Raw genomic sequence first — 11798 nt, 5'->3', positions numbered from 1 at the left:
TTTTTAAAGCTTATTTTTAATATAATTAAATTAATCAATATAAGATGATAATTTAATCTTTTTATGATACGAGGTAATTATGGAACAAACTAAAATTCTCATTGTTGAAGACGAAGAACCTATAAGAAAATTAATCTGCAAGATATTAGCAAATGAAAACATGATGGTTTTTCAAGCTGAAAACGGTAGGCAAGCTCTTGAAATGATAAACAAATATAACTTTAATTTAATTATATTAGATATATTAATGGATGATATTTCAGGGTATGAAGTAGCAGAAGAAATTAGAAAGCACAATTTACAAATACCTATTATATTCTTAAGTGGTAAAAATCAAGATGAAGATATTATAAAGGGTCTGGACTTAGGAGCTGACAGCTATATTACTAAGCCCTTTAGTCCTACTGTGCTATTTGCTAAGGTTAAATCCCAACTTAAAAGGCACAAAGAAATTTCTCAAAATGATATTCCTAGTAATCTTATAATTAATGGATGCTTTAAATTTGATTTAAAAAGCTATAAGTTCTATAAGGAGGAGGTAGAAATTAAATTATCCTCAAAGGAAACAAAGCTTATAAAATTCTTCATGGAACATCCAAATCAAGTATATTCAAAGCAGGAACTATATCAGCAGGTATGGCAAGATAATTCTTCTGATGATAATAGTATTATGGTTTATATAAAATATTTAAGAGACAAAATTGAGAAGGTTCCAAGCAAGCCAAAATTTATTAAGACGGTTTGGGGGATTGGCTATCAGTTTACTGCAAATTAGTTTATAATTACAGTGAGCTGATAAACTTAACTAAAAATGGGAAAGTGGCTATTACGCATACATATCGTGCAAGCTGGAGAATAGCTACTTTAGGTGCATCTCCGCCAAGATCCTTTGCAATAAGGGCCATATCCGATACCCCTCCTGGTGCACTTGCTAAAAGTGAAGTTATTAATTCCAGTCCGCAAACCTTGGTTATAAAAATACCTATACATAGGTTTACCAGAATTATTCCCACTAAAAGTATTAATGCCGGCAAAATAATTCCTTTAAGTTCTACTATATTTCCATAGGTCATTCTTTCTCCAATAAGTATCCCGGCAAATACTTGGGTAAGTCTGCGTAAATTTAAGGGCATATATCCCCTATTAAAAATCACACTGAAAGCCCCAACTGAAAGCATGGAAAAAGTCAATGCCCCTGCAGGAATCTTCAGTTTATAGCCAATTAAACCTGCTGCTAAAGCCACAGTAAGTGTAAGTATAAGATTACTTACTTTTTCTTTTGAGTTGCTTTTTTCCTTAGTGGCTGCTGCAGCCTGCATTGATGCATCAACGCTATTGCTGCAGATAATTAAATCTGGGTTTTCATCACTTTTTTCAGATTTATTTATTCGTGAGGACAAGAATTTCAAAGATGGTGGAAAAATAATAAATACGCACATAAGTCTTACCATTTGCAATATAACTACCTTTGAGGAATCTGCACCTAAATCATTGCTTATAAGTGACATATCAACAATTCCGCCTGGAGCACAGGCAAAAAGAGCAGTAACCAAGTTAATGCCTGTAATTTTATACATAATAAGCCCCATAAGTAAATCTAAAACTATCATAGTGGTAACCATTAAAATCGCTGGTTTTAGCATTAATTTAAGATCTAATACATCTTTGTATTTAATGCCTGCTCCAATAAAAGCGCCTGCAGCTATTTGGGTAATTATTCTTACATCTTGAGGAAGATATGCGCTTCCAGTTATTACATTAAATATTGCTACTGACAGCATTGCTCCTACCATTGCACCTGCAGGAATTTTTAAACGAAGTGCTGTAATTCCCCCTATTAAGCCTATAATTAAAGTTATTATCAAGTTAAACATCTATTCGCCTTTTTCCTCTCTACTTCGTCCTCTTTACAATTGTTTTCTACTTATATATATTGTATCATTGAAATTGTAATATAACTAATACTATAATCTTTATAAATCATATAGGTTTTTACCTATATATGAGCACAACTATTGATAATTACTGTGTTAAGGTAAAAGTCCTAAATGGACTTTTGCGGGTAACCTAGCCAGTGGGAACGGTTGTGTACAGGTTACCCAGTAAAGAGGAATACTAGGAGCACAACAATTGGTAATTGTTGTGTGCAGAATAAGGAATACTAGGAGGTTACTATGGATTTTCGTCAGCTTAAATATATGCTTATGGTGGCAGAAGAAAGAAGCTTTTCAAAGGCTGCGCAAAAGTTATATATAGCACAGCCCTCACTTAGTCAATATATTCAAAAATTAGAAAACCAACTTGGGGTGGAACTCTTTGATCGATCTACCTCCCCCCTTAGACTTACCTATGCAGGAGAACTGTATGTTGAAACAGCCAAACACATTTTAGATTTAAATATGCAGTTATCACAGCAAATGGAAGATATTGTGGATTTTAAAAAAGGCAGACTTGTTATAGGCCTTTCCACTTTTCGAAGTACCTATATTATGCCAATGCTTCTTCCTTCCTTTTATGAGAAGTTTCCTGGAATAGATGTGGTTCTTGTAGAAGGAACCTCACCAGAGTTATATGATCTGGCTGTTAAAGGAGTGACAGATATTTCTATTATGACTTTGCCTATAAATGAGGAGCATTTTTCTTATGAGCCAATTATGGAAGAAGAAATCCTGCTGGCCCTTCCACCTCATCATCCTGCATGCGAAAAATTTAAGGCTAATGAAATAGATATGAAGACTAGGCATAAGATTGAACTAAGCAGCCTTCGTGATGAACCTTTTATTCTTCTTAAACAAAATCAAAAATTACATCAAATTTCAACCTATCTTTGTGAGAAAGCAGGTTTCAGGCCTAAAATCATACTTGAGACAGAAAGTATAGAAGCAGCACATGCCTTTGCTGCCTCAGGAATGGGAATTACCTTTATACCTGATACAATAGCAAGCTTTAACAGGTTTTTAGAGCATCCCATGTATTTTTCATTAGAAGAGTTTAAGGCAACAAGAACACTGGTGGTTGCATACAGAAAGGGCAAATATATATCTAAGGCTGCCAAGGAATTTATCAACTTAGCACAAACAGTTTTAAAGCCACACACAAAACTTTGAAGTACAATTATTAAGTTAAAAAATTTGGATTGTTGTAAAATATACACAAAATGAAATTTTAGCGAAAATATATAAAATATGTGGAATAAGCATATAGCGAGAACTAGAAGCTCCTAGCCAAAGAATAGCCACAAAGCCTTAGTGTGTTCGTCTGAATGGAATGAATCTACGAAAACACTTGGGTTTGTGGCTATTCTGAGCTTGGAGCTTCTTTCGCAGCGATCAGCTCATGTAACATATTTTATATATTGTAGCTATTTTTTTAATTTTTATAACAGCACTAAACATTGGGTTTACTTACCAAGTGCGATTTTCATTACCTGGCCAGCAATTTTTGCAGCTGCTATACCACCTTGGCCCCCATCTTCCACAATTACAGCAACAGCAATCTGAGGATTATCATAGGGAGCAAAGCCTATAAACCAAGAATGAGGTGGTTTACTTGGATCATTATCATGTTCAGCAGTACCTGTCTTTCCAGCTGCATTTATTCCTGGAATAGCTGCAGCTGTTCCTGTACCACTGGTTACAACGCTTCTCATCATATCTTTCATAATAGCATCATTGTCTTTTGATAATATTGTCCCAATACTCTTAGGAGAAATATTTCTAATTGGATTTCCCTTGCTGTCCATAACCTGGCTTACTATGTAAGGTTCCATCATTGTACCGTCATTGGCAATTGTGCTTGCAATCAAGGCCATCTGCATTGGAGTTGCCAGTACCTCCCCTTGGCCAATAGCAGTCATAGCTAAGTTTCCTTTTTCATTACTTTTTAAAGTAGGAAACTTGCTATTTTCAATAGAAATGCCATCAGCAGGAATATTTTTATTAAAATAAAATTGTTCAGCTGTTGCCTTTAGTTTTGTATTTCCTAATTCCATGCCTAAGGTACCGAAATATACATTGCTGGATTCATAAAAGGCCTGTTTAAAGCCTATGTTTCCAAGTACTTCTCCATTAAAGTTGGAAAGGGACTCTTTTGAATTAAAAACAATCTTACCTTTATCGTTAATACGTTTATTAGTAACATTATTGATATTTTCCAGAGCACTTATTGCAGTAATAGTTTTAAAGGTTGAGCCTGGAGGGTACATTCCAGAGGTTGCTCTGTTAATTAGTGGGAGACTAGGATCCTTATTTATTGCTGCCCAGGTATCAGATAAGTTATTTGGATCAAAGGAGGGCTTGGAAACTAAGGCTAAAACCTCTCCTGTTTTTGGGTTTAAGGCCACCACCGCACCTCTATTGTCTCCTAAAAGGTCATAAGCTGTTTTTTGAATATTGTAGTCTAAAGTAGTTTTTAAATTATCCCCTACTTTTTCTTCACTTTTTCCCTTATTTTTTATAAGAGTTAAAAGATCTGGTGTTTGTGTCTGCATAAGCTCCGAGTCATATTTTCTTTCAAGACCTGTAATTCCATATTTAATATCCACATAGCCAAGAGCATGTGCAAATAAGGGGCCTCCAGTATAGGTTCTCTTTTGAGTCTCCGTATTAACTCTTTCACTTGTAGTAAGTGCTTTCATATTTCTATCATAAATAGTCCCTCTAAGCACCTCATTTCTAATAGCCCAAAGCCTTTTATTATATTGGCTTTTAGCTATATCTGGTGCTTTATAAAGCTCAAAATAAGTTATATATGAAATAATCACTAAAAAGCAAAGCAGGAATACTATCAATACTTTTTTAATGTTGTTGGAAATATCACCATCCATAAAAAGACCTCCGATTTTAATTTATAATTAATAAGTAATAACTCATATGGATGCCATTACTCTCCTTCTGAAATCTTCTGCAAAATTCCAAGTGAGAAAAATGTTATGAGCATGGAAGTTCCACCGTAGCTTATTAGAGGCAAAGTTATACCTGTAAGAGGTATTAAATTAATAACTCCTCCAAGTATTACTAAGGCTTGAGATGCAATTATGGCACTATAGCCCACTGCAACCAGTCTAGAGAAATTATCCTCAACTAAAACAGCGGCTCTCATGCAACGATAAAATAGCAAGAAATAAATTATTATAAGTCCCAGTCCTAAAATAATGCCAAGCTCTTCACATATAACTGTAAAAATAAAGTCAGAAACATTTACAGGAATATATTGTGGGTAGTCAAAGCCGATTCCTCTTCCAAAAAGCCCTCCCCAGGAAATAGCAATTAAGGATTGAACAATTTGGTAGCCATCCCCATTTGCATAAGCCCATGGATTCTTCCAAATCATGAATCTCACTCTTACATGCCCGAAAAGTTTATAGCTTAGATATCCGCCAATTACAAAAAGAACTAAGCATACAAGGACATATTTAAATTTTGAAGTTGCTATATAAAGTATAGTAACAGATAGTGCAAAAACAATAAGCGCAGTCCCTAAATCCTTCTGCAGCATCATAAAACCAAGACAGATCATAACTACTATAGCCGGCTCTATTAAGTTTTTGCGATTCTTATAATCCTTTAAGGCAGTTGCTAAATATGCAACTAAAAAAAGCTTTCCAAATTCTGAAGGCTGCAAACTAAAGCCTCCGATTTTAATCCAGTTTTTTGCTCCCAATTCCTCCGTTCCAATGAGTAGAGAAGCGCCCATAAATATAATAGTTAAGACTAAATAAAAATATTTATATTTAGCAAACCGTTTTAAATCTGGCATCATTACAACTATAATAATGAAACCTGCAACTCCTAAGGCAAACCACATTACCTGCTTAACTGCCAGCGATTGATTTATCCTATAAATTACGGTTAGACCTATTACAGAAAGAGCACTTGCTAAAACAAATATGTATTTATCCCCATCAGGATAAAATCTTCTAATTATAAAATGAGAATATGCTATTAAGGTAATTATAATAGCAGCAATAATGAGTGCCCCCTTGTCAAGAGGCTGTTTTACAAGTGCAAGGTTTACAAAACAAACGATACAAAGCAGGTATACATACCTTAAGAGCTTCTTTTCGTCCTTTATGTTATCCATTCTATCACCTATCCTATAACCTTAAATAAAGCACTTCCTATTTTAATTTCATCTCCAACTTTAAGAATAACCCTATCTTCAAGTCTTTCTTCATTTAACTCAGTACCATTTGTGCTTCCTAAATCCTCTATCATATTATCTGTATTTTTAATAAATATTCTAGCATGATTTCCAGATACAAATTGATCATCTAATACAAGCATGTTGCTGTCTCTTCTGCCAATAGTCAGCTCTCCGTGAATAGGTATTATTCCACCTCTTTTTAAAATGGAGTTCTCACCTGCATCCAGCACTTCAAGTCCAAAAGCTTTCTTCTTAGTAGTTTTCTTCTTTCCTCCTGATTTTATATCCTTATACATGATGCTAAGAGCATAAAAAATTATAATATAAACAATTCCGATTATAATAAACCTAAATATCGTAGTCAGTCTGCTAAAGTCCAATATTTCCACTTCCTTTCGTAAATTGAATTAATGATTTGCATTAACAATTTATCATAATAATTAATAATTATTGAATCATTTCTTCTAAAAAAGGCTCTAATAAATAATTATAGTTTTACATTACAAAACATGCATCATTTTTTTATTGTTAATTGAATAAGGCTAGCATATTATCCTATGCTAGCCTTACTTAAACCATTATAACATCTTTTTTAAATATTGTCCTGTGAAGGATTTTTTAACTTTTGCAATTTCTTCTGGGGTTCCGGAAGCTATAATTGTTCCGCCTTTTTCTCCTCCTTCAGGTCCTAGATCAATGAGATAGTCTGCTGATTTAATTACATCTAAGTTATGTTCAATTACTATAACTGTGTTTCCACCATCAGTTAACCTTTGGAGAATTTGAATAAGCCTGTTGACATCATCTACATGAAGCCCTGTTGTTGGCTCATCAAGTATATATAAGGTTTTACCAGTACTTCTTTTTGAAAGCTCATAAGCTAGCTTAATTCTTTGAGCTTCTCCTCCTGATAATTGAGTTGACGGCTGACCAAGCTTAACATAACCTAGTCCAACATCCATAAGTGTTTCCATTTTATTTTTAATTCTAGGAAGGTTTTGGAAAAAATCTAAGGCTTCCTCAACAGTCATATTAAGTATTTCGTCTATATTTTTACCCTTATATTTTACCTCTAAGGTTTCCCTATTATACCTTTTACCCTTGCAGATTTCACAAGGTACGTAAACATCAGATAAAAACTGCATTTCTATTTTTATAATTCCATCGCCGCTGCAAGCTTCGCAGCGTCCACCCTTTACATTGAAGCTGAATCTTCCTGGTTTATAGCCCCTCATTCTGGCCTCAGAGGTTGTAGAAAAAACCTCACGGATAATATCAAACACTCCAGTATAGGTAGCTGGATTTGATCTTGGTGTTCGTCCTATTGGACTTTGATCTATATCAATGATCTTATCAATATATTCTACACCTAATATTTCCTTATGCTTACCTGGTATGTCCTTTGAATTATTAAGCTTTTTATTTAAACCCTTATAGAGTATTTCATTTACAAGAGTACTTTTACCTGAACCTGAAACTCCTGTTACTGCTGTAAATACCCCTAGTGGGAATTTCACATTAATATTCTTTAAATTGTTTTCCCCTGCACCTTGAACAGTAATATAATTACCGCTTAGCTTTCTTCTATTGTCAGGTACTTGAACCTTCTTCTTGCCGCTTATATATTGGCCTGTAATTGAATTTTCACATTTAGCAATTTCATCTAAGGTTCCTACTGCAATAACTTCACCACCATGTTCTCCTGCCCCAGGACCAATGTCCACTATGCAGTCCGCGGCTCTCATAGTATCCTCGTCATGTTCAACTACAACAAGAGTATTTCCTAGGTCTCTTAAATGTTTAAGGGTTCCGATTAACTTGTCATTATCTCTCTGGTGAAGTCCTATACTTGGCTCATCAAGTATATAAAGTACTCCTACAAGGCTTGATCCTATTTGAGTAGCTAGCCTGATTCTCTGTGCTTCTCCTCCTGATAGTGTACCAGCATTTCTCCACAAGTTTAAGTAATCTAGGCCAACATCCACTAAAAATCTCAGCCTGCTTTTAATTTCCTTAAGTATTTGGTTACTTATTATGGTGTCCTTCTCCGACAGCTGAAGGCTTTCTATATATTCTAGTTCATCCCTTATAGATAAGAGGCAAAGCTCATAAATATTTTTGTCTCCCACAGTAACGCCTAAGACTTCAGGTTTAAGCCTTGCACCCTTGCACTTAGGACAAGGAGAATTACTCATATAGCTTTCTACTTCGTTTTTAATGTAATCAGAATTACTTTCAAAGTATCTTCTTTTTAAGTTGTTAATAACTCCTTCGAAGGTATGGTTGAATTCCCCAACACCGGTTTCCCTTTCATACCTTACCTTAACTTTCTTTCCATTAGTACCGTACAAAAGTATCTTTACAATTTCAGGGTCCAAATCCTCTATTGGAGTATCTAAGCTGAAGTTATATTCCGCAGCCAGTGCCTTTAGAACACTGTAAGTCCAGGAATCATCCTTTCCGCTGGTACCGCTCCAAGGAATTATGGCACCTTCAGAAACACTCTTTGTCTTATCAGGTATTATTAGGTCTTCATCCAGCTCCATGAGTGTTCCAAGCCCATCACACTCATCACATTTTCCAAAGGGAGAATTAAAAGAAAACATTCTTGGTGCAAGCTCTTCTATACTAATGCCGCAGTCTGGACAAGCAAACTTTTCACTAAATAATATATCTCCCTTATCTATTAAGTTTACAATAACAAGGCCTTCTCCTTGAGACAAAGCCGTTTCCAAGGAATCTGCAAGTCTGCTCCTAATATCTTCTTTAACTACAAGCCTGTCAACCACAGCCTCAATATTATGCTTCTTAGTTTTTTCAAGCTTTACTTCATCTTCTGATAATTCAACAATTTCTCCATCTATTCTTGCTCTAACAAAACCATTCTTTTTAATATTTTCAATTGCCTTAATATGCTCACCTTTTCTTCCTCTTATAATAGGAGCAAGTATCTGCAATTTTGTTCTTTCAGGCATCTCCATAATTTTATCTACCATTTGATCTACGGTCTGCTGCTTAATTTCCTTACCGCATTTAGGACAATGAGGCACACCTATTCTTGAATATAAAAGTCTTAGGTAATCGTAGATCTCAGTTACGGTGCCTACTGTAGAACGTGGGTTTCTGCTGGTGGTTTTTTGATCTATGGAAATAGCAGGGGATAAGCCCTCTATATAATCTACATCCGGTTTATTCATTTGTCCTAAAAATTGTCTCGCATAGGCAGAAAGTGATTCCACATATCTTCTTTGACCTTCTGCATATAAGGTATCAAAAGCTAGGGAAGACTTTCCAGAACCAGAAAGACCAGTAAACACAACAAATTTATCTCTAGGTATTTCAAGGCTAACGTTCTTTAGATTATGAACTCTAGCACCTTTTATTATTATTTTATCTTTCATGTAAACCTCCAGGTAATTTTGTAAATTGTGAATGATGAATTTCTTCCTTTGTAAAAAAACATATTTATATGGAATTATTCTTCATTCTTCATTATTCATTTATTTCTTTGTCTTTTGTTTCTTCAGCTTAAATATCATATCTCTAAGCTGTGCTGCTCTTTCAAACTGCAGATCCTTTGCAGCCTGAGACATCTCTATTTCATATTTATCAATAAGCTTTTGTATATTTTCATTGCTGCCCTCTATTGCCTCTTCAAGGCTGTCATATTTAGCTTCTTCTTCAGCAACCATTGATACTTCAAGTATACTACGTATCTCTTTTTTAATACTTGTAGGAACAATGCCATGTTTCTCATTATACTCCATTTGGATTTTTCTTCTTCTGTTAGTTTCATTGATAGCTTTGTCCATGGATTTAGTGATTACATCTGCATACATAATAACCTTGCTTTCAGAGTTTCTTGCGGCTCTTCCAATTGTTTGAATCAGAGAGGTTTCAGAACGTAAAAAGCCTTCCTTATCCGCATCCAAAATTGCCACAAGTGCCACCTCTGGTATATCAAGGCCTTCTCTTAAAAGGTTAATTCCTACTAATACATCAAATTCACCCATTCGGAGGTCTCTTATAACTTTCATTCTTTCTATGGAATCAATGTCTGAGTGAAGATAGTTTGTCTTTATACCCATTTCCTTAAAATACTTGGTTAGATCTTCAGCCATTTTTTTTGTTAAAGTGGTTACCAGTATCCTAAAGCCCCGTTCTATTGTACCTTTAATATTCCCATATAAATCATCTATTTGTCCCTTTACTGGCTTAATTACTATTTCAGGATCTAGGAGTCCTGTAGGTCTAATAATCTGCTCAGCTGTATTGGTTGAATGTTCCTTTTCATAAGGACCTGGAGTGGCACTTACAAATAAAATCTGATTTATTTTCTTTTCAAATTCTTGAAATTTTAATGGCCTATTATCAAAGGCACTCGGAAGTCTAAAACCGTAGTCTACCAGGGTTTCCTTTCTTGAACGGTCCCCAGCATACATTGCTCTTACCTGTGGAAGTGTAACATGGCTTTCATCAATAAATATTAACAGATCCTCTGGAAAATAATCTATTAAAGTTTGAGGTGGTGTTCCAGCTTGTCTTCCGTCTAATATTCTGGAGTAATTTTCAATACCGCTGCAGTAGCCAACTTCCCTAATCATTTCTATATCAAAATTAGTTCTTTGCTTAAGTCTTTGAGCTTCTAAAAGTTTATCCTGTGAAGTTAGCTCCACAAGCCTCTCCTCCAGCTCCTGCTCAATTTTTTTAATAGCTATTTCCAGTTTTTCATAGGAGGTTGCAAAGTGGGAAGCAGGGAAAATAGATATGTGATTTCGTGCACCTAAAATTTCTCCCGTAAGCACATCAAATTCTCTTATTCTATCTATTTCATCTCCAAAGAACTCTACTCTCACTGCCTTACTAGTAGACCCTGCTGGGAAAATATCCAGCACGTCTCCTCTTACTCTAAAGGTTCCTCTTACAAAGTTAATTTCATTTCTTTCGTATTGAATTTCAATAAGCTTCTTTATTACCTCATCTCTGTCCTTCTCCATGCCTTCCCTTAAAGAAATTGTTAAGTTCTTGTATTCTTCAGGATTACCAAGACCATATATGCAGGATACAGATGCCACAATTATAACATCTCTTCTTTCAAAAAGAGCTGCAGTGGCCGAGTGGCGAAGTTTATCAATTTCATCATTAATAGATGCGTCTTTTTCTATGAAGGTATCAGTTTGAGGTACATAGGCTTCTGGTTGATAATAATCATAATAAGATACAAAATATTCAACAGCGCTGTCTGGAAAGAAATCTCTAAATTCAGAGCATAGCTGAGCTGCAAGAGTTTTATTGTGAGCTAATACCAAGGTTGGCCTTTGAACTCTTTCGATTATATTTGCCATGGTAAAGGTTTTTCCTGAACCAGTTACCCCAAGCAGAGTTTGGCAGTGCTCCCCTCTTTTTAGTCCATCTACAATGCTATCTATAGCCTCAGGCTGGTCTCCTGTAGGATTAAATTTTGAATTAATCTTAAATTCATTCATTTGGGCCTCCGTACATTTCATATATAAAACATGAACACCTGTTCGATATTTTATATTTTATACTTATAACATATCACTGTCAAGAAATTTAATTCGCTTAACTTTTATGCTTTATAATGTTATTTGCTAAATTAAAATTCAGAAAAACAAAAGACACTGAAGGGTTTC

At 34.9% G+C, this 11798-nt stretch carries 8 protein-coding genes; 2 read left to right on the top strand and 6 right to left on the bottom strand.

Annotated features, from left to right (window positions below; all coding sequences use genetic code 11):
• The first annotated feature begins 79 nt into the window (after positions 1–79).
• On the top strand, positions 80–775 hold the full coding sequence (locus tag ACJDUG_RS09735) for a response regulator transcription factor (protein ID WP_406765635.1): 696 nt from the start codon (positions 80–82) through the stop codon (positions 773–775).
• Between the two features lie 7 nt (positions 776–782).
• On the opposite strand, the gene ACJDUG_RS09730 is transcribed toward ACJDUG_RS09735, so the two are convergent.
• On the bottom strand, positions 783–1874 hold the full coding sequence (locus ACJDUG_RS09730) for an AbrB family transcriptional regulator (protein WP_406769702.1): 1092 nt from the start codon (positions 1872–1874) through the stop codon (positions 783–785).
• A 300-nt stretch (positions 1875–2174) separates the two neighbouring features.
• Here ACJDUG_RS09730 and ACJDUG_RS09725 point away from each other — a divergent pair, with 300 nt between their 5' ends.
• Positions 2175–3107: a LysR family transcriptional regulator gene (locus ACJDUG_RS09725; protein WP_406769701.1), complete on the top strand. Its 933-nt coding sequence runs from the start codon at positions 2175–2177 to the stop codon at positions 3105–3107.
• A 293-nt stretch (positions 3108–3400) separates the two neighbouring features.
• Here the strand turns inward: ACJDUG_RS09725 and ACJDUG_RS09720 are convergent, their stop codons facing one another.
• The 5 genes from ACJDUG_RS09720 to uvrB form a co-directional block, all read right to left on the bottom strand.
• The gene (locus tag ACJDUG_RS09720; RefSeq protein ID WP_406769700.1) at positions 3401–4825 is read right to left on the bottom strand and encodes a peptidoglycan D,D-transpeptidase FtsI family protein; all 1425 of its coding nucleotides are present in this window, start codon (positions 4823–4825) and stop codon (positions 3401–3403) included.
• 56 nt (positions 4826–4881) lie between these two features.
• Positions 4882–6081 carry an FtsW/RodA/SpoVE family cell cycle protein gene (locus ACJDUG_RS09715; protein ID WP_406769699.1) on the bottom strand — a complete coding sequence of 400 codons (1200 nt, stop codon included), beginning with the start codon at positions 6079–6081 and terminating at the stop codon, positions 4882–4884.
• Between the two features lie 8 nt (positions 6082–6089).
• Complete coding sequence (locus tag ACJDUG_RS09710; RefSeq protein WP_406769698.1) at positions 6090–6524, bottom strand: FHA domain-containing protein; 435 nt, start codon at positions 6522–6524, stop codon at positions 6090–6092.
• Between the two features lie 198 nt (positions 6525–6722).
• Entirely contained in the window at positions 6723–9545 is a 2823-nt protein-coding gene (gene uvrA / locus ACJDUG_RS09705; protein WP_406769697.1) for an excinuclease ABC subunit UvrA, read from the bottom strand.
• 99 nt (positions 9546–9644) lie between these two features.
• Entirely contained in the window at positions 9645–11630 is a 1986-nt protein-coding gene (gene uvrB / locus ACJDUG_RS09700; protein WP_406769696.1) for an excinuclease ABC subunit UvrB, read from the bottom strand.
• Positions 11631–11798 lie beyond the last annotated feature (168 nt).

The sequence above is a fragment of the Candidatus Clostridium stratigraminis genome (assembly GCF_045310675.1).
GTDB classification, from domain to species: Bacteria; Bacillota; Clostridia; order Clostridiales; family Clostridiaceae; genus Clostridium_AT; species Clostridium_AT stratigraminis.
This window is presented reverse-complemented; position numbering and strand designations above follow the sequence as displayed.

What these genes read in the sequence shown, in the direction of transcription:
- ACJDUG_RS09735 (WP_406765635.1), top strand. Translation starts at nt 80, where the DNA reads ATGGAACAAACTAAAATTCTCATTGTTGAAGACGAAGAACCTATAAGA.
- ACJDUG_RS09730 (WP_406769702.1), bottom strand. Translation starts at nt 1,874, where the DNA reads ATGTTTAACTTGATAATAACTTTAATTATAGGCTTAATAGGGGGAATT.
- ACJDUG_RS09725 (WP_406769701.1), top strand. Translation starts at nt 2,175, where the DNA reads ATGGATTTTCGTCAGCTTAAATATATGCTTATGGTGGCAGAAGAAAGA.
- ACJDUG_RS09720 (WP_406769700.1), bottom strand. Translation starts at nt 4,825, where the DNA reads ATGGATGGTGATATTTCCAACAACATTAAAAAAGTATTGATAGTATTC.
- ACJDUG_RS09715 (WP_406769699.1), bottom strand. Translation starts at nt 6,081, where the DNA reads ATGGATAACATAAAGGACGAAAAGAAGCTCTTAAGGTATGTATACCTG.
- uvrA (WP_406769697.1), bottom strand. Translation starts at nt 9,545, where the DNA reads ATGAAAGATAAAATAATAATAAAAGGTGCTAGAGTTCATAATCTAAAG.
- uvrB (WP_406769696.1), bottom strand. Translation starts at nt 11,630, where the DNA reads ATGAATGAATTTAAGATTAATTCAAAATTTAATCCTACAGGAGACCAG.